Annotated in this window: 22 protein-coding genes; 20 read left to right on the top strand and 2 right to left on the bottom strand. The window is 66.4% G+C overall.

All coding sequences use genetic code 11. The features are described from left to right. The first annotated feature begins 2 nt into the window (after nt 1-2). The 19 genes from ssuC (at nt 3) to loiP (ending at nt 17,057) form a co-directional block, all read left to right on the top strand. Nucleotides 3-812 carry an aliphatic sulfonate ABC transporter permease SsuC gene (ssuC, locus tag F7R26_RS10775; protein ID WP_150983585.1) on the top strand — a complete coding sequence of 270 codons (810 nt, stop codon included), beginning with the start codon at nt 3-5 and terminating at the stop codon, nt 810-812. Nucleotides 813-838: 26 nt separating this feature from the next. Then, nucleotides 839-1,714 carry an ATP-binding cassette domain-containing protein gene (locus tag F7R26_RS10770; protein WP_150983584.1) on the top strand — a complete coding sequence of 292 codons (876 nt, stop codon included), beginning with the start codon at nt 839-841 and terminating at the stop codon, nt 1,712-1,714. A 214-nt stretch (nt 1,715-1,928) separates the two neighbouring features. Then, entirely contained in the window at nt 1,929-2,144 is a 216-nt protein-coding gene (locus tag F7R26_RS10765) for a TOBE domain-containing protein (RefSeq protein WP_006161487.1), read from the top strand. A 41-nt stretch (nt 2,145-2,185) separates the two neighbouring features. Continuing rightward, nucleotides 2,186-3,088, top strand: coding sequence for an EAL domain-containing protein (locus F7R26_RS10760; RefSeq protein ID WP_150983583.1), 903 nt, complete (start codon nt 2,186-2,188; stop codon nt 3,086-3,088). Further along, on the top strand, nt 3,085-3,795 hold the full coding sequence (locus F7R26_RS10755) for an RBBP9/YdeN family alpha/beta hydrolase (protein WP_241754298.1): 711 nt from the start codon (nt 3,085-3,087) through the stop codon (nt 3,793-3,795). The genes F7R26_RS10760 and F7R26_RS10755 overlap by 4 nt, the downstream gene beginning before the upstream one ends. A 190-nt stretch (nt 3,796-3,985) precedes the next feature. Continuing rightward, nucleotides 3,986-4,930, top strand: a complete 945-nt coding sequence (cysT, locus tag F7R26_RS10750; RefSeq protein ID WP_150983582.1) for a sulfate ABC transporter permease subunit CysT — start codon at nt 3,986-3,988, stop codon at nt 4,928-4,930. Between the two features lies 1 nt (nt 4,931). Then, entirely contained in the window at nt 4,932-5,873 is a 942-nt protein-coding gene (cysW, locus tag F7R26_RS10745; RefSeq protein ID WP_150983581.1) for a sulfate ABC transporter permease subunit CysW, read from the top strand. Continuing rightward, on the top strand, nt 5,870-6,994 hold the full coding sequence (locus F7R26_RS10740) for a sulfate/molybdate ABC transporter ATP-binding protein (RefSeq protein WP_150983580.1): 1,125 nt from the start codon (nt 5,870-5,872) through the stop codon (nt 6,992-6,994). Before cysW ends, F7R26_RS10740 begins: the two co-directional genes overlap by 4 nt. After that, the gene (locus F7R26_RS10735) at nt 6,991-7,938 is read left to right on the top strand and encodes a CysB family HTH-type transcriptional regulator (RefSeq protein ID WP_150983579.1); all 948 of its coding nucleotides are present in this window, start codon (nt 6,991-6,993) and stop codon (nt 7,936-7,938) included. The genes F7R26_RS10740 and F7R26_RS10735 overlap by 4 nt, the downstream gene beginning before the upstream one ends. A 215-nt stretch (nt 7,939-8,153) precedes the next feature. Continuing rightward, nucleotides 8,154-8,360: a LiaI-LiaF-like domain-containing protein gene (locus F7R26_RS10730; protein ID WP_150983578.1), complete on the top strand. Its 207-nt coding sequence runs from the start codon at nt 8,154-8,156 to the stop codon at nt 8,358-8,360. After that, nucleotides 8,357-8,785: a terminase gene (locus tag F7R26_RS10725; protein WP_241754297.1), complete on the top strand. Its 429-nt coding sequence runs from the start codon at nt 8,357-8,359 to the stop codon at nt 8,783-8,785. The genes F7R26_RS10730 and F7R26_RS10725 overlap by 4 nt, the downstream gene beginning before the upstream one ends. Nucleotides 8,786-8,840: 55 nt before the next feature. Continuing rightward, a complete protein-coding gene (locus tag F7R26_RS10720; protein ID WP_150983577.1) occupies nt 8,841-10,031 on the top strand; it encodes a sensor histidine kinase in 1,191 nt (396 codons plus the stop codon). Nucleotides 10,032-10,084: 53 nt separating this feature from the next. After that, nucleotides 10,085-10,915, top strand: a complete 831-nt coding sequence (locus tag F7R26_RS10715) for a LytR/AlgR family response regulator transcription factor (RefSeq protein WP_150983576.1) — start codon at nt 10,085-10,087, stop codon at nt 10,913-10,915. Nucleotides 10,916-11,033: 118 nt separating this feature from the next. Then, nucleotides 11,034-12,302, top strand: a complete 1,269-nt coding sequence (locus F7R26_RS10710; protein ID WP_150983575.1) for an MFS transporter — start codon at nt 11,034-11,036, stop codon at nt 12,300-12,302. Nucleotides 12,303-12,364: 62 nt separating this feature from the next. Beyond that, nucleotides 12,365-12,862, top strand: coding sequence for a ribonuclease E activity regulator RraA (gene rraA / locus F7R26_RS10705; protein ID WP_150983574.1), 498 nt, complete (start codon nt 12,365-12,367; stop codon nt 12,860-12,862). Between the two features lie 2 nt (nt 12,863-12,864). Beyond that, on the top strand, nt 12,865-13,266 hold the full coding sequence (locus F7R26_RS10700) for a gamma-glutamylcyclotransferase family protein (RefSeq protein ID WP_150983573.1): 402 nt from the start codon (nt 12,865-12,867) through the stop codon (nt 13,264-13,266). Nucleotides 13,267-13,371: 105 nt separating this feature from the next. Beyond that, the gene (locus F7R26_RS10695; protein WP_241754296.1) at nt 13,372-14,319 is read left to right on the top strand and encodes an alpha/beta fold hydrolase; all 948 of its coding nucleotides are present in this window, start codon (nt 13,372-13,374) and stop codon (nt 14,317-14,319) included. A 352-nt stretch (nt 14,320-14,671) separates the two neighbouring features. After that, nucleotides 14,672-15,964: an isocitrate lyase gene (gene aceA, locus F7R26_RS10690; protein WP_150983572.1), complete on the top strand. Its 1,293-nt coding sequence runs from the start codon at nt 14,672-14,674 to the stop codon at nt 15,962-15,964. Between the two features lie 343 nt (nt 15,965-16,307). Next, complete coding sequence (loiP, locus tag F7R26_RS10685) at nt 16,308-17,057, top strand: metalloprotease LoiP (protein ID WP_150983571.1); 750 nt, start codon at nt 16,308-16,310, stop codon at nt 17,055-17,057. 125 nt (nt 17,058-17,182) lie between these two features. Here the strand turns inward: loiP and F7R26_RS10680 are convergent, their stop codons facing one another. Both F7R26_RS10680 and F7R26_RS10675 read right to left on the bottom strand, forming a co-directional pair. Continuing rightward, nucleotides 17,183-17,617, bottom strand: coding sequence for a universal stress protein (locus F7R26_RS10680; RefSeq protein ID WP_006161942.1), 435 nt, complete (start codon nt 17,615-17,617; stop codon nt 17,183-17,185). A 123-nt stretch (nt 17,618-17,740) separates the two neighbouring features. After that, nucleotides 17,741-18,694, bottom strand: coding sequence for a LysR family transcriptional regulator (locus tag F7R26_RS10675; protein WP_150983570.1), 954 nt, complete (start codon nt 18,692-18,694; stop codon nt 17,741-17,743). A gap of 262 nt (nt 18,695-18,956) precedes the next feature. Between F7R26_RS10675 and F7R26_RS10670 the strand changes: the two genes are divergently transcribed. After that, the gene (locus F7R26_RS10670; protein WP_150983569.1) at nt 18,957-19,658 is read left to right on the top strand and encodes a haloacid dehalogenase type II; all 702 of its coding nucleotides are present in this window, start codon (nt 18,957-18,959) and stop codon (nt 19,656-19,658) included. The last annotated feature ends 30 nt before the right edge of the window (nt 19,659-19,688 follow it).

The following is a 19,688-nucleotide window of genomic DNA, read 5'->3' as shown; positions in this document are numbered from 1 at the left end:
CCATGTCCGCTCCCTTGACCCTGCCCGCGCGCAACCCTGACTGGCTGCGCCATGTCGCTCGCTCGGCCGCACCCTGGATCGTGCCGGTGCTGCTGGTGGCGGCGTGGCAACTGGCCTCGCAGCTGGGCTGGCTGTCCAACCGCATCCTGCCGGCACCGCTCGACGTGGTGAAGGCCGCCTGGGGCCTGTCCGTGACCGGCGAGCTGTGGCGCCACGTGTGGGTCAGTACCTGGCGCGCCGTGCTCGGTTTCACCATCGGCGGCGGCTTCGGGCTGGCGCTGGGCCTGCTGACGGGCACCTTCCGGCCGGCCGCGACCCTGCTTGACAGCACCTTGCAGATGGTGCGCAACATTCCGCCGCTGGCGCTGATCCCGCTGGTGATCCTGTGGTTCGGCATCGACGAGACCGCCAAGCTGTTCCTGGTTTCGCTGGGCGTGTTTTTCCCGATCTACCTGAACACGTACCACGGCATCCGCGCGGTGGACCCCGGGCTGATCGAGATGGCGAAGAGCTACGGCCTGTCGGGCTGGCGCCTCTACCGCGAGGTGATCCTGCCGGGCGCCTTGCCCAACATCCTGGTCGGCGTGCGTTTCTCGCTCGGCCTGATGTGGGTGATCCTGATCGTGGCCGAGACCATCTCGGCGCAGTCGGGCATCGGCTACATGACCATGAATGCGCGCGAGTTCCTGCAGACCGACGTAGTGCTGGTGGGCATCCTGCTCTACGCGCTGCTGGGCAAGCTGGCGGATCTGCTGTCACGCGGGCTGGAGCGCTTCTGGCTGCGCTGGCACCCCGGTTACCAGGCGCACTGAGCGCCCCCGGCCAAGGAGAACCCGATATGCAAAGCAACCCGATCGAGCACGCCGCGCTGGCCGATGTGCCTGCCGGCCAAGATGGCAAAGGCCTCGCGCTGCGCGTGCAGCAGGTGGTCAAGCGCTACGGCGGGCGCGAGGTGCTGCACGGCATCGACCTGCAGGCCGCGCCCGGCGAGTTCCTCGCCATCGTGGGCCGCAGCGGTTGCGGCAAGAGCACCTTGCTGCGGCTGGTGGGCGGCCTGGAAGACAGCGACGGCGGTGGCGTGACGCTGGACGGCGCGCCTGGCAACAAAGAGCGCGAGGCGGTCCGGGTGATGTTCCAGGACGCTCGCCTGCTGCCGTGGAAGACGGTGCTGGACAACGTGGCGCTGGGGCTGCCGCGCGCGCGGCTGGCCGATGCGGCCAGGGTGCTGGGCCAGGTCGGCCTGGCCGAGCGCGCGGGCGAGTGGCCGGCGCGCCTGTCGGGCGGGCAGCGCCAGCGTGTGGCACTGGCACGCGCGCTGGTGCATCACCCGCGCTTGCTGCTGCTGGACGAGCCGCTGGGCGCGCTGGATGCGCTGACCCGCATCGAGATGCAGGGCTTGATCGAAGCCTTGTGGCAGCGCCTGGGCTTCACGGCGCTGCTGGTCACCCACGATGTATCGGAAGCGGTAGCGCTGGCCGACCGCGTGGTGCTGATCGAAGACGGCCGCATCGCGCTGGACCAGAGGGTGGCGCTGCCGCGTCCGCGCCAGCGCGGCTCGGCGGTGTTCGCACAACTGGAGGACGCGGTGCTGCGCCGGGTGATGCGGCGTGAGGGCACGCCGGCTGTCGATGAGGGCCAGCACGGGCAAGCATTGTTGCCCGCAGTGGACTGGTCGGTGGCGCGCACGTTCGATTCAGTGCGCTGGGCAATCTAGGACGCAAGCAACGGCGCAGGCAGGCACGCCAGGGAAGCAGCAGACAAGTATGAAACAAAGGCCGCGCGGCCAGCCTCGAGCGAAGCCGGCGCAACCCGCGCAAGCGGTGGCAGCCATGGGTGAGCGGGCAACGTCACTCACCCGCGCGGGCGCCATCCGCTGAACCAAAGTTTTACGCATTTCTCATTTTCACTCACGCAAAGGAACTTCTATCATGAGCATTCAGGCGATCAACGTACGTAACCAGTTCCGCGGCAAGGTTGCCGCCATCATCGAAGGCCCTGTGGTCTCGGAGGTCGACGTCGAGACGCCGGCCGGCATCGTCACCTCGGTCATCACCACCCGCTCGGTCAAGGATCTCGGCCTTACCATTGGCAGCGAAGTCGTTGCCCTGGTCAAGGCTACCGAGGTATCCCTGGCCAAGCTTTGAAGCCTCGCCCGAGGCGCAAGCGCAACGCAAAGGAAATCGCAATGGCAAGCGCGAACGAAGCAGGCGCGGCACCGACGGCGCTCACTCACTACCTGGAAGGGCTGCCGCGCCGCCCGCAGAACGATCGCCAGCTGTGGCGAGACGAGCGCGGGCAGGTGCAGGGCCAGTTCTATAACTGCTCGCTGACGAGCGCGTTCGAGCCGCTCATCACCCTGTCCAGCCGCGACGTGGTGGCGCACGAAGGCACGCTGCGCACCTACGCCGGCGACGGCGTCGGCCTGACCGCATGGAAGCTGTTCGCGATGGCGGCGGACGATGCCTCGCTGGTCTCGCTTGACCGGCTCTCGCGCCTGGTGCATGCCATCAATTATTTCGCGGCCGATGGCGATCGCAAGCTGGTGCTCAACGTGCACAACCGGTTGCTGGCCGCCGTGGCCGACGATCACGGCGCGGCCTTCCGGCGCGCGCTGCAGTCGCTCGGCCTGCCGCTGGACCGCTTCGTGATCCAGGTGCCGGCCAGCGCCAACGACGATCTGCCGCTGCTGCTGCACGTGGTGGGCAACTACCGCCGCAACGGCTTTGCGGTGAGCCTGCAGGCATCGGACCCGGCGGAAGCCGGCGCGCTGATGGCGCACGCGTTGCCCGACTGGCTCAAGCTGGACATGCGCCGCAATTGGACCGACCGCCAGCTGGCGGGGCTGCAGGCCAGCGCCGACAGCGCCGGCGTGACGCTGATCGGGCGCCGGCTGGAGAACGCCGAGAACGCCGAGCGGCTGCAGGCCGCTGGCATCGTGCTGGGGCAGGGCAGCTTCACCGGCGCGGCGGTGAGCGCGCGCCACCTGCATGCAGTGTCCGGCGAGGCTGGCATTCAGGAGTTCAAGGGCGGGGTGCCCCGGAGCGCATCCGGCGGCGTCCCGATGGCGTTGACCAAGGAGCCGATATGACGCAGACGAAGAGGCCTGCCGCGCGGGAGCAGCGCGGCGGCCAGGCGGGCGCAAGCGCGCGACCCGCCGACGTACGGTTGAAGGTGCCCAAGGGCTTGCAGATCCTGACGGTGCCGGGGTTGCATGGCAGTGGCCCGGGCCACTGGCAAAGCCGTTGGGAGCAGCGCTTCCCGGACTGGCAGCGCGTGGAGCAGCACGACTGGTCGCGCCCGAGCCTGCCGCTGTGGGCCGAGCGCGTGTCGGAGAGCATCATGCGGGCGCAGCGCGTGGCCCCGCGCGGGGCCATCCTGGTGGCGCACAGCTTTGGCTGCCTGGCCACCTTGCGCCAGGCAGCGCTCGACCCCGAGGGCATCGCGGGCGCGGTGCTGGTGGCGCCGGCAGACCCCGACAAGTTTGGCGTGGCCGGGCTGCTGCCCGCGTACCGGCTGCCGTTTCCCACCATCCTGGTGGCCAGCCGCAACGATCCCTGGATGCAGCAGCGCACCGCGTTCAGCTGGGGCACGCTGTGGGGCAGCGAGCTTCACGATGCGGGCATGCTGGGTCACATTAACGCCGATTCCGGGCTTGACCAGTGGCCCGAGGGGCTCGCCTTGCTCGATACCTTGATCCAGCGGATCGAGGCGGACGGCAGCGCCGGCCCGTCCGGCGACCGCACCGGGCCTTGGGAAGGCGGGCTGGAAGTGTCGTCCACGTTCCCTTATATCTAAAACGCCTAAGAACATACGTAAAGATTCGTTCTGTTTATAAGGCGGTATCTGCAGAATTTGTCTCGTAGGCCGGTGTGTTATGCGCCGGCGTCATAAAGAAGCCGCCCCCGCTGCTTCGGTTTCCGGCGAATCCCGCTTGGAATCCATGCTCCGGAGGCGGATACGACACTGACGGCACAGACGAGACAACATGCCACCCTCGATTTCCCTGGCGGACAATCCGCCCCCGGCGAGGCCGGATGCCCCCCAAGCGCGCAACAGCGCGCCGCCCAAGCCAGGCAAGCAGCGCTTTACCGTGCTGCCAGGCTTTGGCCTCTCTCTGGGCTTCACGCTGTTCTACCTGACGCTGATCGTCCTGATCCCGCTGTCGGCCACCTTCCTCAAGACCTTCACCATGACCTGGGAGGCCTTCTGGGCCGCGGTGAGCTCGCCCCGGGTGGTCGCCTCCTTGCAACTGAGCTTCGGCGCCTCGCTGATCGCCGCCATCGTGAACACGGTGTTCGGGCTGATCGTGGCCTGGGTGCTGGTGCGCTACCGCTTTCCCGGCAAGCGCCTGGTCGACGCGCTGGTCGATCTGCCCTTTGCCCTGCCCACCGCGGTGGCCGGCATCGCGCTGACCGCGCTGTTCGCCGGCAACGGCTGGATCGGCCGCTACCTGGAGCCGCTGGGCATCAAGGTGGCCTTCACCCCGCTGGGCGTGGTGGTGGCGCTGACCTTCATCGGGCTGCCGTTCGTGGTGCGCACGGTGCAGCCGGTGCTCGAAGACGCGGAGCAGGAGCTGGAAGAAGCCGCGGCCAGCCTGGGCGCCACGCGCTTGCAGACCTTTGTTCGCGTGATCCTGCCCACCATCCTGCCGGCGCTGCTGACCGGGTTTGCGCTGTCGTTCGCACGAGGCACCGGCGAGTACGGCTCGGTGGTTTTCATTTCCGGCAACATGCCGATGGTCTCCGAGATCGCGCCGCTGATGATCTATTCCAAGCTGGAGCAATACGACTACGCGGGCGCAACCGCGGTGGCGGTGGTGATGCTGGTGATCTCCTTCGCGCTGCTGCTGCTGATCAACCTGCTGCAAGCGTGGACGCGCCGTCACCACCAGGCAGTGCGTGCGTCCGTCTCGCCGGACAAGGAGAGCTGAAATGGCTGGCGTCGTTACCAAGGGCCTGGGCGGCCGTGCTGCCCCCGCCGCCACGCGTTTCCGGGATGCCACGGGTGAAGCGCCGTGGGTGCGCTACACCCTGATCGCGGTCGCGGTGCTGTTCCTCGCGCTGTTCCTGTTCATCCCGCTGGCTTCGGTGTTTTATGAAGCGCTGCGCAAAGGCGTGCAGACTTATTTCGATGCGCTGGTGGAGCCCGATGCCGTGGCCGCGATCGAGCTCACCTTGCTGGTGGCGGCCATCGCGGTGCCGCTCAATGTGGTGTTTGGCGTGGCGGCGTCCTGGGCCATCGCCAAGTTCGATTTCCGCGGCAAGAGCCTGCTGACCACGCTGATCGACCTGCCGTTCTCGGTGTCGCCGGTGATCTCCGGGCTGGTCTACGTGCTGCTGTTCGGCGCGCAGGGCTGGCTGGGGCCGTGGCTGGAGGCGCACGACATCAAGATCATGTTCGCGGTGCCGGGCATCGTGCTGGCCACCATCTTCGTCACCTTTCCCTTCGTGGCGCGCGAGTTGATCCCGCTGATGCAGGCGCAGGGCAGCGAGGAAGAAGAGGCCGCCATCGTGCTGGGCGCCTCGGGCTGGCAGACCTTTCGCCGCATCACGCTGCCCAACATCCGCTGGGGCCTGCTGTACGGCGTGATCCTGTGCAATGCGCGGGCGATGGGCGAGTTCGGCGCGGTCTCGGTGGTGTCGGGCCATATCCGCGGCCTGACCAACACCATGCCGCTGCACGTGGAGATTCTCTACAACGAATACAACTTCGCGGCCGCCTTTGCGGTGGCGTCGCTGCTCACGCTGCTGGCCCTGGTCACGCTCGGCATCAAGACGCTGGTGGAGTACCGCGCCAGCCGCGAGCACAGGGAAGACGAGAACTTTGCGCCGGAGAACCCGAGCGCTGGCAAATTGCAAGGACAGGCATCATGAGCATCCAGGTCAAGAATGTGCAGAAGCGCTTCGGCAATTTCGTTGCGCTCGACGACGTCACCCTCGATTTCGACGAAGGCCAGCTGACGGCGTTGCTGGGGCCCTCGGGCTGCGGCAAGACCACGCTGCTGCGCATCATCGCTGGCCTGGAGCGCGCGGACGCCGGCCAGATCCTGCTGGAGGGGCGCGATGCCTCGCATCAGCATGTGCGCCAGCGCCAGGTCGGCTTTGTGTTTCAGCATTACGCGCTGTTCAAGCACATGACGGTGTTCGAGAACGTGGCCTTCGGCCTGCGCGTCAAACCGCGTGCCGAGCGTCCCAGCGAGGCGCAGATCCGCGACAAGGTGCGCGCGCTGCTGGAACTGGTGCAGCTCGACTGGCTGGCCGAGCGCTATCCGCCGCAGTTGTCCGGCGGGCAGCGCCAGCGTATTGCGCTGGCCCGCGCGCTGGCGGTGGAGCCGCGCGTGCTGCTGCTCGACGAGCCGTTCGGCGCGCTCGACGCCAAGGTGCGCAAGGAACTGCGCCGCTGGCTGCGCCGCCTGCACGACGAGCTCCATGTCACCAGCGTGTTCGTCACCCACGACCAGGAGGAGGCGCTCGAAGTGGCCGACCAGGTGGTGCTGATGAACCGCGGCCACGTGGAGCAGGCGGGCACGCCGGAGGCAGTCTACAACCATCCGGCCACGCCGTTCGTGTTCGGTTTTCTGGGCAACGTCAACCTGTTCCACGGGCGGCTTGAGGTTGGGGAGCGGGGCGGCCTGCTGCATACCGGCGACTCGATCCTGCCGGTGATCGGCAGCGGCCATGAGACCGCCGGTGACGCCGTGGCCTATGTCCGTCCGCACGATCTCGACCTCGAGCGCTATTCGCCTGGTACCGACGGCATTGCCGTGACGCTGCGCCGCGCGCTCACGCTGGGCCCCGTGGCCCAGCTCGAACTGGAACGTGAAGACACCCAGGAAGTCATCGAGGTGGCGCTGCCGCTCGAGCGCTTCCGCCACCAGGGCTTCCGCGAGGGCGAGCTGCTCGCCGTGCGGCCGCGCCGGCTGCGTGTCTTCGTCCAACCCCATTCATCCGCCCCGGCTAGCGCCAGGAGCACGCCGGCAGGAGCCGCACAATGAACTTCCAGCAACTGCGTTCCATCCGCGAGGCGGTGCGCCGCCAATTCAACCTGACCGAGGTGGCCAACGCGCTCTACACCTCGCAGCCCGGCGTCTCGCGCCAGATCCGCGAGCTGGAGGAAGAGCTCGGCGTCGAGATCTTCGAGCGCTACGGCAAGCGCCTGACCGGGCTGACCGAGCCCGGACGCGAAATCGTGCGCATCGTCGAGCGCCTGCTGCTCGAGGCCGAGAACCTGCGCCAGGCGGGCGACGAATTCGCCGGGCGCCATACCGGCCGCCTGACGGTGGCCACCACCCACACCCAGGCGCGCTATGCCTTGCCCAAGGTGGTGCAGAGTTTCCGCCGCGCCTACCCCCATGTGACGCTGGCGCTGCAGGAAGCCTCGCCCGCGCACATCGTGGAACTGGTGCTGAGCGGCCAGGCCGATATCGGCATTGCCACCGAGGCGGTGGCTAGCGAGGCCGGGCTGACCTCGTTCGAGGCCTATACCTGGCGCCACGTGCTGGTGGTTTCGCCGGAGCACCCGCTGACGCAGCTGCCGGAGCCGACGCTGGAAGACATTGCCGGCTTCCCGATCATTACCTACGATGCCGGCTTCACCGGGCGCCGCAAGATCGATGGCGCCTTCGCCGCCGCCGGCCTGCAGCCGGAGATCGTGCTGACCGCGATGGACGCTGACGTCATCAAGACCTATGCGGAGCTGGAGCTGGGCGTGGGCATCATCGCCTCGATGGCCTACGACGAACGCAAGGACGCCGGGCTGGTGCGGATCGCGGCCGACCATCTGTTCGAGCCCAACACCACCAGCGTGGCCGTGCGCCGCGGCGCCTACCTGCGCGGCTACGCGCACGCCTTCATCAACATGTTCGCGCCGCACCTCTCGCGCGACACGGTCAGCAGCGCGCTGTCCGAGCCAGCGGGTGGGCAGGTGGTCGAGGCCTGACGGCCCGGGCTTGCGGGGCCTGAGTGCCCCGGTGCCGATCGCGCCGCATCCTCGCGTTTCGCGCCATCCGTTCTCCATTCGTCGCACGCCACTTTCGTCCCGGCAGGTGTCCGCGTAAAGTCACAACTGTCCGTGGCGGAATACGCTGATACCGTCACATGGCTTGATGCACCGCAATATCGACGGTGCGCGGGTCCGCACGAGAGGAGAGCGAGATGAAACAAGGCCGTGGCGGCAAGGGGCTGATCGCCCCGATCATCCTGATTGCACTGGGCGCGGTGTTCCTCGCGCAAAACGGCGGCCTGCTGCCGGCCTACCTGGTGCGGGATGGCTGGCCCGTGCTGCTGATCGCCCTGGGCGCCATCGTGCTCGTGCGCCGCCTGGCGTGGCGGCGCGTCGACCAGCGCGGCCCGAAGCCATGAGCGCGCGCCCGCAAGGGCTGCTGAGCTGGCAATGGCGCGGCTACGCCCGCAATCACAATCACCCTCGCAGCCTGCTGCTGCACATTATCGCGGTGCCGATGTTCATGGCCGGCAATGTGCTGTTCGTCTATGGCGTGCTGTCGCTATCCGTGCCTGCGGTAGGGCTCGGCGTGCTGTGCATGGCCTTGTCGCTGATGCTGCAAGGGCGGGGGCACCGGCTCGAGGCGGTCAGGCCCGAGCCGTTTGCTGGCCCGCTCGACGTGGCGCAGCGCATCCTGGCCGAGCAATGGATCACGTTTCCGCGCTATGTCCTGTCCGGGCAGTGGTGGGCCGCGTTGCACGGCCACGGCGCCAATCCCGGGATTGATGGCGCCAACGTGTCGCAGCGTACATGCGAGCCGGGCGACAGCTGTCAGCGCCGGTGATCGGCCTTTACAATAACGATCAGTCATCGATCAGTCATCCTCGACCTTTGCCCCTATGAAAGCGCTGGATCGCTGTCCCGCCGCCATTCCCTCGAGGATCTCGATCCTCGCGCGCGACCTGTTGTTCGTGCTGTTCGCGAACACCATCATTGCCGTCAGCCTGAACTACGGTTTTCGCACGGGCGGCTCGCTGTGGCACAACTTCGTCTACAGTCAGCTTATCGGCCTGTCGATCTGGCTGCTGATCGACATCGCCCGCGTCCTGATCTGGTGGAATGATCGTCCCAGGCGCTGGCCCTTCCTGTGCCTGACCGCCGTTGCCGTGCCGCTGGGCGTGATCATGGGCAGCTGGACCACGCGCGTGGTACTGGGCGAGCCGGCGAAGTCCTTCGAGGAAGCTACCGATATGCTGCGCATGTGCCTGGTCGTGGGCATGCTTGCGTCGGCCAGCATGATCTACTTCTACTGGTCTCGCGAGAAGCTCGCCCATCTCGAGCGGCAGGCAGCACTCGACGCGCTGCAGCGCGAAGAGGCCGAGAAGCAACTGGTGCGCGCGCAGCTGATGGCCCTGCAGGCGCAGATCGAGCCGCATTTCCTGTTCAACTCCCTGGCCAACCTGGATTGCCTGATTGCCACCGACCAGCAGGCCGCAAGGCGCCTGCTGCAGCGGCTGATCGGTTTCCTGCGCATGTCGCTGTCCCACACGCGCGCCGAGCAATGCACGCTGCGCCAGGAGTTCGAGTTGCTGCGCAGCTACCTGGACATCCAGGCGCTGCGTTTCGGCACGCGCCTAGCCTATGAGATCGAGCTTCCGCCCGAGCTGGCGGAGGTCGAGATCCCGCCCATGCTGATCCAGCCGCTGGTGGAGAACGCGGTCAGCCACGGCATCGAGCCCTGCATGCATGGCGGCAGGATCGTGCTGTCGGCCCGGGCGCAGGGCGACAACGCCGTGCAGGTTGTCATCACCGATACCGGGGTAGGTTTCGGACATGCCGTGACCAAGGGCTCCGGCCTCGGGCTGACCCATGTACGCGAGCGGCTGGCGCGGATTTTCGGGGCGGCGGCCAGCATGCAGATGGAGGAAAACACGCCACGGGGCGTGATCGTCCGGCTGACGTTGCCCGTTGTGCGCACGGCGGCGCCTGCCGCGGCCCACGCACCCATGCCGGTACCCGCGGGCAAGATCGCCGGTGCGCGCGCAATCCCCCCCGTGAGCGCTGCCGCGCAAGGCATTTCCCAGTCTTGATGCACCTCGCCGCCTAGGCCGCTTCGACCCATCCGCCCCTTACTTCCGTTTCCATGGCCCCGACCCTGTTGATTGCCGACGACGAGCCGCTGCTCGCGCGCGCCTTGCATGCCGAATTGTCCAGCCTCTGGCCCGAGGCGCAGATCGTCAGCGTGGTCCATGACGGCGTGTCCGCACTGGAGGCGGCCCGCCAGCACCAGCCCCAGGTCGCGTTTCTCGATATCCGCATGCCGGGCATGAGCGGCATGGACGTGGCGCGCGAGCTGATGGAGTTCGATCCGCCGCCGCTGGTGGTGTTCGTCACGGCGTACGACCAGTTCGCGCTGGAAGCCTTCGAGCGCGAGGCAGTCGATTACGTGCTCAAGCCCGTGCAGCCCGAGCGGCTGGAGGCCACGGTGCACCGCCTCAAGGCGAGGCTGGCGGCCCAGGCGCAGGCCAGCGAGGAGGGTGGCGCCGCCCTCGATACCGATCGCCTGGCGCAATTGCTGGCGCGCCTGGAGACCATGGAGCCAGGCGGCGGGCCCGGGCAGCATGCGCCGGCGGGCGCGCCGCAACATGGCTACCTGCGCTTTATCAAGGCGCTGGTCGGCCAGGAGATCCGCATCATCCCGGTGGATGAGGTGATCTACCTGGAGGCGACGGACAAGTACGTCAACGTGGTGTCTGCCAGCGGCGAGGCGTTGATCCGCACCAGCCTGCGCGAGCTGTCGCAGCAGCTCGACCCCGAGCGCTTCTGGCAGATCCATCGCGGCACGGTGGTCAATATCGACTGCGTGGCCAGTGCCGTGAACCAGTCGCTGGGGCGGCTCGCGCTCAAGCTGCGCAATCGCTCTGAAACCTTGCCGGTGGCGCGTCAGTACGCCTATCTGTTTAAACAGATGTAACGTGCAGGGCACCCCTGCCATGGGTTGTTTTACTCTATGATGCGGTATTCGCAGCGCGCCTCTTGAGCCTGGCAGCATGGCCAGCGCGCCATGCCAAGCCCAGCCAGATAGCCGCCCGATGACTGCCGCCACCCTCGATCCCGTTCGCAATCCGCTGCGCCACGACGCCCAGGTCATCGGCCTGGTCGGCCTGGCCCACGGTGTTTCCCACTTCTTTCACCTGCTGCTGGCGCCCCTGTTCCCGTGGATCAAGGCCGAGTTCGGCCTGAGCTATGCGGAGCTGGGCTTGCTGATGACGGTGTTCTTTGCCGTGTCGGCCGTGGTGCAGACCGCTTCGGGTTTCGTGGTGGACCGCTTTGGCGCGACACCGGTGCTGTTTGGCGGCCTCGGGCTGCTGGGTGCGGCGGCTTTGCTGCTGTCGATCAGCCCGAGCTACGCGATGCTGCTGCTTGGCGCGGGCGTGGCCGGGATGGGCAACGGCGTGTTCCATCCCGCCGATTTCACCTTGCTCAACAAGCATGTTTCCCAGCCGCGGCTGGGGCATGCGTTCTCGGTGCATGGCATTTCGGGCAACCTAGGCTGGGCCGCGGCGCCGATCTTCCTGGTGACCATTGCCGAGCTCGGCAGCTGGCGCACCGCGCTCGCCAGCGCCTCGGCGGTGGCCTTTGGCGTGCTGGCCGTGCTGCTGGCCTTCCGGCATGTGCTGGATCCCCGCGCTGGCGCCGGCGCGGCGCCCAGGGCGGCGGCCACCGCGGCGGCCAAGGCCGGCGGCAGCATGCTGGCGTTCCTGAAGCTGCCCCAAGTGTGGATCTGCTGGGCCTTCTTCCTCGTCACCACCTTTTCGTTTTCCGGCATCCAGAGCTTCGCGCCGACCGCGCTGACCCAGCTCTACGGCATGCCGCTGACGCTCGCCACGGCGTCGTACACCGTCTATATGTTGTGCAGCGCGGGCGGCATGATCGTGGGCGGCTTTGCCGCGGGACGCACCAGCAACCACGACCGCCTGATCGCAATGAGCTTCACGCTGTCGGGCTTGGTCGCGATCGTGGTGGGGCTGGGCGTGCTGCCGGCCGTGATGGTGCCGGTGCTGATGGGCGTGATCGGCTTTGGCGCGGGCACGGCCGGGCCTTCGCGCGACCTGCTGGTACGTGCGGCAGCGCCTGCCGGCGCTACGGGCCGGGTTTATGGCGTGGTCTACTCTGGCCTGGATATCGGCCTGGCCAGCGGGCCGCTGTTCTTCGGCATGCTGATGGATGCGCACTGGCCGAGCTGGGTGTTCTTCATGATCGGCGCCTTCCAGATGCTGGCGATCTTCACCGCTGTCACGGTTGGCAACGGCAACCGCTCCCGCCGCGAGGTGGCGGGCAAGCGGGCGGCCGCCGGCTGAAACGGACTGACGCACGTAAGCGCACCTCATCCAATTTCCACTTTCCGATTCGGGAGTCCTTCATGAGCTTTGCTACCACTGACCTGTGCGACGCCAATGAGGCGCGCCTGGCCGACGGCTCGCTGCGCGTGCTGTCGCCGGTATTCCAGCATTTTGGCAAGCGCGCCGCGTTCTCTGGTCCGGCGGCCACGCTCAAGGTGTTCGAGGACAATTCGCTGGTGCGCGAGGCGGTTGAATCGCCGGGCAACGGGCGCGTGCTGGTGGTCGATGGCGGCGGCTCGCTGCGCTGCGCGCTGGTGGGCGGCAACCTCGGCGTGCTGGCCGAGAAGAACGGCTGGACCGGCATCCTCGTCAATGGCTGCGTGCGTGACAGCGGGGAGCTTGCGGTGTGCGATATCGGCGTGCGCGCCCTGGCCCTGCATCCGCAAAAGAGCCAGAAGCGCAATGTGGGCGAGCGCGAGGTCACGGTGCAAATGCCCGGCGCCGTGGTACGGCCCGGCAACTGGATCTATGCTGACGCCGATGGCGTGCTGGTGGCGGACACTAGGCTGGAGGGCTGAGCATGCCGGTGGTCTTTGTCTATGGCACGCTGCGCGCGGGCGAAGTCAACGACCTCAACGCGGCCGCGCGCAAGCACGGCATTGCCGCGCCGCGCCTGATCGGCAGCGCGACCGTGGCGGGGCGGCTCTATGACTTCGGCACGTATCCCGGGCTGGTACTGGACGCTGCCGCGCCCGGCGTGGCCGGCGACTTGTACGAGGTCGATGCCGCGCTGGTGCCGGTGCTCGACGAGATCGAGGAGGTCTATCCGGGCCAGGCCTCGTTGTTCGTGCGCGAGGAGCGCGTGGTGGCGGTTGGCGATCAAGCCGTCAGCTGCCTGCTTTACCCGGTGGGCGAGGACGCGGTCGCGGGCCTGCCGCGCATTGCATCCGGAGACTGGGTGGCGTACCGGCGCGCCCGCTAGCCCGTTAGTCCGCTTGCGTTTGAAACGCCATGCCGCGCGCTCGCCGCGCGGCCGGTCTTGGCGTAGCATCGGCAACCATTCCATCGTCCGATGTCATGGTCAAGCATGCACGCTCCCCATTCCCTTCCCAACCAGCGATTCGTCCAGTCCGGCGGCGTGCGGCTTGCCGTCAAGACCTGGGGCGATCCCGCGCACCCGGCCATGGTGCTGGTGCACGGCTATCCGGACAACAGCGCGGTCTGGCATGGCGTGGCGCCCCTGCTGGCCAATGACTATTACGTAGTCGCCTACGATGTGCGCGGCGCCGGTGGCTCTTCGGCGCCCAACGGCGTGGCGGCCTATCGCCTGGAGCGCCTGGCGGAAGACTTCAGCGCGGTCATCGACGCTGTGTCTCCCGATGCGCCCGTTCACCTGGTCGGCCATGACTGGGGCTCGATCCAGTGCTGGGAGTTTGTCACCGAGCCACGCCTGCGCGGCCGCATCGCTTCGTTCACGTCGTGCTCCGGGCCTTGCCTGGACCATGTCGGCCACTGGATGCGGGGAAGCCGGCGCCTGTCGTTCACAGCGCTTTCGCGCTCGCTGCGGCAGATGGCGTCGTCCTGGTACATCTATATCTTCCACCTGCCGTGGCTGCCCGAACTAAGCTGGCGGCTCTGGATGGGCCGCGCCTGGCCGCTTTACCTGAAGCGGACCGAGCGCATCGAGGCCGATCCCAATCCCACCCAGGCGGCCGACGGCCGTCACGGGCTGGCGCTGTACCGCGCCAATATGCTGCCGCGCCTGCTTTCACCGGGCGAGCGCCATGCCCACGCGCCGGTGCAGGTGATCGTGCCGCTGCTGGATCGCTACGTCAGGCCGGCGCTGTCCGAGGATCTGTCGTGCTGGGTCGAGCGCTGGTGGCGCCGGGAGGTCAACGCGCGGCACTGGCTGCCGCTGGCGGACCCCGCCGGCATGGCGGCGATGGTGCGCGACCTGGCCGGGCATATCGACGGTGGCCCGGAGCCGCTGGCATTGCGTCAGGCACGGATGGCGCCAGATCCCGAAATTTCATAATGCGGAAAGTTGTTTTGCGCGGCAAAAAATGGTGATGCGTAGCACAACGGGCACTTCTCATGATGGAGAATTGCTTGCCACATCGCGAAAAATAAATTGTAAGTTATTGATTATAAAGTGGAAAAAAACTAAGCAAGGACTGTATTCCGAGCTGTTGCGACGCGGGGTGTTTCCCTACACTCTTATATAAGACACATGACCTGAACGGCAAAAAACAGGGGTGACGAGGCCCGCAGATCCGCGCCGCCGAAACACCCCCGAAAGTGCCCCGGTCGGCAAGTCGGCACCACGGTCCGCCCAGCCTGTCGCCAGTTTCCAATGCCATCCCCGCTCTAAACTCTAGGAGAGTGAAATGTCCCGCGAAACCGAAGCAAAGAACCTGCAAAAAGAGTGGGATACCAATCCCCGCTGGAAGGGCGTCGCGCGTCATTACACCGCCGACGACGTCGTGCGCCTGCGCGGCTCCGTGCAGATCGAGCACACCTTGGCCCGCCGCGGCGCCGAGAAGCTGTGGCACCTGCTGAACACCGAGCCGTTCGTCAACACGCTGGGCGCGCTGACCGGCAACCAGGCCATGCAACAGGTCAAGGCTGGTCTCAAGGCCATCTACCTGTCGGGCTGGCAAGTCGCAGGCGATGCCAACCTGGCCGGCGAAATGTACCCCGACCAGTCGCTGTACCCGGCCAATTCGGTGCCGCAAGTGGTGCGCCGCATCAACAACACCTTCCAGCGGGCCGACCAGATCCAGTGGAGCGAAGGCAAGGGCGATACCGATTTCTTCGCGCCGATCGTGGCTGATGCCGAAGCCGGTTTCGGCGGCGTGCTCAATGCCTTCGAACTGATGAAGTCGATGATCGACGCAGGCGCTGCCGGCGTTCACTTCGAAGACCAGTTGGCCTCGGTCAAGAAGTGCGGCCACATGGGTGGCAAGGTGCTGGTGCCGACGCGTGAAGCCGTTGCCAAGCTGACCGCCGCGCGCCTGGCCGCCGATGTGTCTGGCGTGCCGACCCTGGTGATCGCCCGTACCGATGCCGAAGCCGCCGACCTGCTGACCTCCGACGTGGACGAGCGCGATCGTCCGTTCTGCACCGGCGAGCGCACGGTGGAAGGCTTCTACCGCGTCAAGCCGGGCATCGAGCAATCGATCTCCCGTGCCCTGGCCTACGCCGAAGTGGCCGACCTGGTGTGGTGCGAAACCGGCAAGCCTGACCTGGAATTCGCCAAGAAGTTTGCCGAAGCGGTTCACGCCAGGTTCCCGGGCAAGCTGCTGGCCTACAACTGCTCGCCGTCGTTCAACTGGAAGAAGAACCTGGACGATGCCACCATCGCCAAGTTCCAGAAGGAACTGGGCGCCATGGGCTACAAGTTCCAGTTCATCACGCTGGCCGGCTTCCACTCGCTGAACTACTCGATGTTCAACCTGGCCTACGGCTATGCCCGCAACCATATGAGCGCATTCGTCGAACTGCAGGAAAACGAGTTCAAGGCCGCCGAGAAGGGCTTCACCGCGGTCAAGCACCAGCGCGAAGTCGGCACCGGTTACTTCGACGCCGTGACCCAGACCATCGAAGGCGGCCTGTCGTCCACGACCGCCCTCAAGGGTTCGACTGAAGACGAACAATTCTTCGACAAAAAAGTAGCCTGAGGCTTCAGATCGCGAGATCGAAAAGCGGAATGGCTGACCGGCCTGATAGCCGGTCATCTTGAAGGGCGTGCGACCATCACGCCCTTCAATTAGGCGCCGCGCCGTCTCCCTCTCAGGGACGGCGCGGTTTTTTGCTTTTTGGGGCCGGTCTGCGGGGGAATGTAAAAAATTGTGTCTGTAGCAAATATGTCATTTACTGGTCGATTTGTACGTTTTTGGCGATATGATGCTGCCCGTGTGTAAGCAGAGCCACACCGCAGGTCGCCGGCCAGCCGCCGGCACATCTCCATTGAAGTCACTGGCGAGCAACCCGGCCGGTGCCGATCCCAAGAAGGCAACAAACATGAAGCACAAACTTTCCCTGGCCGCTATCGTCGCGCTCTGCGCTGCCTTGGCCGGCTGCGCTGGCACCAATGTCGACGGCATGATGGGCGCCGGGACCTCGCTGTTCAAGGCGGCCTCGCTGAGCGATGGCGACGTCAAGGCCATGTCCGACCAGTCTTGCGCCGAGCTCGACAAGGCCAACAAGATCGCAGCCCCTGGCAGCACCTACAACAAGCGCCTGACCAAGATCATGGCGGGCCTGCAGTCGAGCGGCCTGCCCAGCGTCAACGCCAAGGTCTACCTGACCAAGGACGTCAACGCCTGGGCCATGGCCAACGGCTGCGTGCGCGTGTACAGCGGCCTGATGGACATGATGACCGACGACGAAGTGCGCGGCGTGGTGGGGCATGAGCTGGGCCACGTGGCGCTGGGCCACACCAAGAACAAGATGCAGGTGGCATACACCGCCATGGCGGCGCGCGGCGCGCTGGCCGCCGCCGGTGGCACCGTGGCCGCGCTGTCGGCCTCGCAGCTGGGCGAAATGGGCGAGCAGCTGATCAACGCGCAATTCTCGCAAACGCAGGAAAGCGCCGCCGACGACTACTCGTTCGACGTGCTGACCAAGAACAAGGCCAATACCCGCGGCCTGGTCACGGCGTTCCAGAAGCTGGCCAAGCTCGATGGCGGCAAGTCCAGCATGTTCTCGTCGCATCCTGGCTCGGACGACCGCGCCAAGCACATCGAAGACCGTATCAATAAGGGCAGCTGATCCGGGCCGGCCTTGCCGCATAGGCGGGCCGGGCAGGCAAAAAGGCTGGCTGCCCAGTTCGGGGCGGCCAGCCTTTTTGTTGTTTACCGTTCGTCGTTTGTCGCCAGTTTGTCGCCAGGGCGCGCTCAGCGATACACGATCACAGGGATGTCGGTGTGCGTCAGCACCTTCTGGGTTTCGCTGCCCAGCAGCAAGCCCGACAAGCCGCGCCTGCCGTGCGAGGCCATGAAGATCACGTCGCAGCCATGGCGCTCGGCCGCGTCGATGATGCCCAGGTAGGGCACCGCAAAGGTGGACATGTCGGCGTCAAAGCTGATGCCGTCGGCCCGGGCGGCGGTTTCCACTTCCTTCAGGTATAGCTTGGCCTGGCTTTCGATGCGGTCCCTGAAGGCCTGTGGCGCCTCCACCACGATCTCGCTGAACGGCGTGTAGGGATACTCCTCCAGGCAGACATAGGCGGTGACCCGCGCGTTAATTGTCTTGGCCAGCTCCAGCGCGCCGTCGATGGCCTTCTTGGACAGTTCCGAACCGTCGGTGGGTAGCAGGATGTGCTTGAACATGCTGGACTCCTTTGGGGCGAATGGACCGGATTTACCTATGGACGGAAGCAGGCCGCACGGCACCTGTCAGCTTTCATTGTAGGCAGGGGTGGCGCATGCGGCATTGCCCTAAATCAAATCGAACTAGGAATTGACCGCCAGTTGCGGCTTGCCGGCGGCGGATGCCTGTTCCGCGCGGCGCCAGTAGGCCGGGTTCCCATAGGTGTTCTTCAGGTGGTCGATGAACAGCCGTACCCGCAGCGGCAGGTGTTTGCGCTGCGGAAAGACAGCGTGGATGCCGATGGGTGGCGCCTGGAACTCGTCGAGCACCGTGACCAGCCGGCCGCTAGCGATTTCCTGCCCGACTTCCCACCAGGAGCGCCATGCCAGCCCGTGGCCATGCAGGCACCACGCGTGCAGCACCGCGCCATCGGTGCATTCCATGGTGCCGCCCACCTTGACCGTGACCGCGCGGCCTTCCTGCTGGAAGGCCCAGCCGCGCTGCACGTTGGCGCTGGCGCCGAAGGCCAGGCAGTTGTGACGGGTGAGATCCTCGGGCAGGGCGGGCACGCCATGGCGCGCCAGATAGTCGGGGGACGCCACCACCACGCGCCGGTTCTCCGCCAGGCGGATCGACACCAGGCTGGAGTCGGGCAGGTCGCCCAGGCGGATGGCGCAGTCGAAGCCCTCGTTGACGAGATCCACCACGCGGTCCGACAGGTCCAGCGTGATGGTCACATCCGGGTGCGATTCGATGAACAACGGCACCAGCGGCGCCACGTGCTTGCGCCCGTAGCCCGCCGGCGCGGTCACGCGCAGATGGCCGCTGGCCTTGACGCCGCCTGCCGAGACGCTGGCCTCGGCGTTGTGCAGGTCGTTGAGGATGCGCTGGCAGTCTTCCAGGAAGGCCGAGCCTTCGAAGGTCAGGCTGATCTTGCGCGTGGTGCGCAGCAGCAGCTTGACGCCCAGCCGTTCCTCCAGCGCATCGATGCGCCGGCCGATGATGGCCGGCGCCACGCCTTCAGCCGCCGCGGCCGCCGAAAGGCTGCCCCGCGCGGCTACCGAGACGAACGTCTCCAATTGTTTGAAATGATCCACGAAGCTCGCCAGTTTTGTGCCTCATGCCGCCCAAAGCAAGGGGCGGGTGAGGCAATGGGGTGGATTTGGTGCCTTATCTTTACACCGTTAGCGAAGATTAGTGGTGTAAAAGTAAAAGATCAAGTGACCCCGACCGACTTTGCCGCACTGCAACGTCTCCCTACAATGCTATGCATTCATTGGTGTACAGGCCCACGCAGTGGCGCCGGCCTGCCGGGTATGCCGGGATTGTCGGGTTTGTCCAAAGGAACCGCTCCAGCTCATGCAAAAGATCCGCGCCGTCGTCTTCGATGCCTATGGCACGCTGTTCGACGTGTATTCCGTCACCGCGCGCGCGGAGCAATTGTTTCCGGGCAAGGGCGAGGCGCTGGCGCTGCTGTGGCGCGAGCGTCAGATCGACTACACCCGCATCCGCTCGATGGCCGCGCCCGACGGCGCCTACTACAAGCCGTTCTGGGCGCTGACGGTGGATGCGCTGCGCTATGCGGCCGAGCGCCTGCAACTGGTGCTGGACCCGGCCCTGGAGGCGCAACTGCTCAAGGAGTACGCGTGCTTGTCGGCCTTCCCGGAAAACCTCGGCGCGCTCAAGCGCCTGCGCTCAGCCGGGCTGCCGCTGGGCATTCTTTCCAACGGCAATCCGCAGATGCTGGATATCTCGGTCAAGAGTGCTGGCATGCACGGGCTGTTCGACCACGTGCTGTCGGTCGACGCGGTGCGCATGTACAAGACCGCGCCCGAGGCCTACGCGCTGGGCCCCAAGGCGTTTGGCGTGCCGGCAGGGGAGATCCTCTTCGTCTCGTCCAATGGCTGGGACGCTTGCGGCGCCACCTGGTACGGCTACACCACGTTCTGGATCAATCGTGCCGGTCATCCGGCGGAGCGGCTCGATGTGAGCCCTTCCGGCACCGGGCACGACATGAATGACCTGCTCGAATTCGTCCGCACCCAAGGTGCGGCGGTTTGACGGCGGGCACTTTTAATCAACCATCGATCA

Source organism: Cupriavidus basilensis, assembly GCF_008801925.2.
GTDB lineage: Bacteria > Pseudomonadota > Gammaproteobacteria > Burkholderiales > Burkholderiaceae > Cupriavidus > Cupriavidus basilensis.
Note: the sequence above shows the minus strand (reverse complement) of the source record. Positions and strands in the feature narration are given on the sequence as shown.

What these genes read in the sequence shown, in the direction of transcription:
- ssuC (WP_150983585.1), top strand. Translation starts at nt 3, where the DNA reads ATGTCCGCTCCCTTGACCCTGCCCGCGCGCAACCCTGACTGGCTGCGC.
- F7R26_RS10770 (WP_150983584.1), top strand. Translation starts at nt 839, where the DNA reads ATGCAAAGCAACCCGATCGAGCACGCCGCGCTGGCCGATGTGCCTGCC.
- F7R26_RS10765 (WP_006161487.1), top strand. Translation starts at nt 1,929, where the DNA reads ATGAGCATTCAGGCGATCAACGTACGTAACCAGTTCCGCGGCAAGGTT.
- F7R26_RS10760 (WP_150983583.1), top strand. Translation starts at nt 2,186, where the DNA reads ATGGCAAGCGCGAACGAAGCAGGCGCGGCACCGACGGCGCTCACTCAC.
- F7R26_RS10755 (WP_241754298.1), top strand. Translation starts at nt 3,085, where the DNA reads ATGACGCAGACGAAGAGGCCTGCCGCGCGGGAGCAGCGCGGCGGCCAG.
- cysT (WP_150983582.1), top strand. Translation starts at nt 3,986, where the DNA reads ATGCCACCCTCGATTTCCCTGGCGGACAATCCGCCCCCGGCGAGGCCG.
- cysW (WP_150983581.1), top strand. Translation starts at nt 4,932, where the DNA reads ATGGCTGGCGTCGTTACCAAGGGCCTGGGCGGCCGTGCTGCCCCCGCC.
- F7R26_RS10740 (WP_150983580.1), top strand. Translation starts at nt 5,870, where the DNA reads ATGAGCATCCAGGTCAAGAATGTGCAGAAGCGCTTCGGCAATTTCGTT.
- F7R26_RS10735 (WP_150983579.1), top strand. Translation starts at nt 6,991, where the DNA reads ATGAACTTCCAGCAACTGCGTTCCATCCGCGAGGCGGTGCGCCGCCAA.
- F7R26_RS10730 (WP_150983578.1), top strand. Translation starts at nt 8,154, where the DNA reads ATGAAACAAGGCCGTGGCGGCAAGGGGCTGATCGCCCCGATCATCCTG.
- F7R26_RS10725 (WP_241754297.1), top strand. Translation starts at nt 8,357, where the DNA reads ATGAGCGCGCGCCCGCAAGGGCTGCTGAGCTGGCAATGGCGCGGCTAC.
- F7R26_RS10720 (WP_150983577.1), top strand. Translation starts at nt 8,841, where the DNA reads ATGAAAGCGCTGGATCGCTGTCCCGCCGCCATTCCCTCGAGGATCTCG.
- F7R26_RS10715 (WP_150983576.1), top strand. Translation starts at nt 10,085, where the DNA reads ATGGCCCCGACCCTGTTGATTGCCGACGACGAGCCGCTGCTCGCGCGC.
- F7R26_RS10710 (WP_150983575.1), top strand. Translation starts at nt 11,034, where the DNA reads ATGACTGCCGCCACCCTCGATCCCGTTCGCAATCCGCTGCGCCACGAC.
- rraA (WP_150983574.1), top strand. Translation starts at nt 12,365, where the DNA reads ATGAGCTTTGCTACCACTGACCTGTGCGACGCCAATGAGGCGCGCCTG.
- F7R26_RS10700 (WP_150983573.1), top strand. Translation starts at nt 12,865, where the DNA reads ATGCCGGTGGTCTTTGTCTATGGCACGCTGCGCGCGGGCGAAGTCAAC.
- F7R26_RS10695 (WP_241754296.1), top strand. Translation starts at nt 13,372, where the DNA reads ATGCACGCTCCCCATTCCCTTCCCAACCAGCGATTCGTCCAGTCCGGC.
- aceA (WP_150983572.1), top strand. Translation starts at nt 14,672, where the DNA reads ATGTCCCGCGAAACCGAAGCAAAGAACCTGCAAAAAGAGTGGGATACC.
- loiP (WP_150983571.1), top strand. Translation starts at nt 16,308, where the DNA reads ATGAAGCACAAACTTTCCCTGGCCGCTATCGTCGCGCTCTGCGCTGCC.
- F7R26_RS10680 (WP_006161942.1), bottom strand. Translation starts at nt 17,617, where the DNA reads ATGTTCAAGCACATCCTGCTACCCACCGACGGTTCGGAACTGTCCAAG.
- F7R26_RS10670 (WP_150983569.1), top strand. Translation starts at nt 18,957, where the DNA reads ATGCAAAAGATCCGCGCCGTCGTCTTCGATGCCTATGGCACGCTGTTC.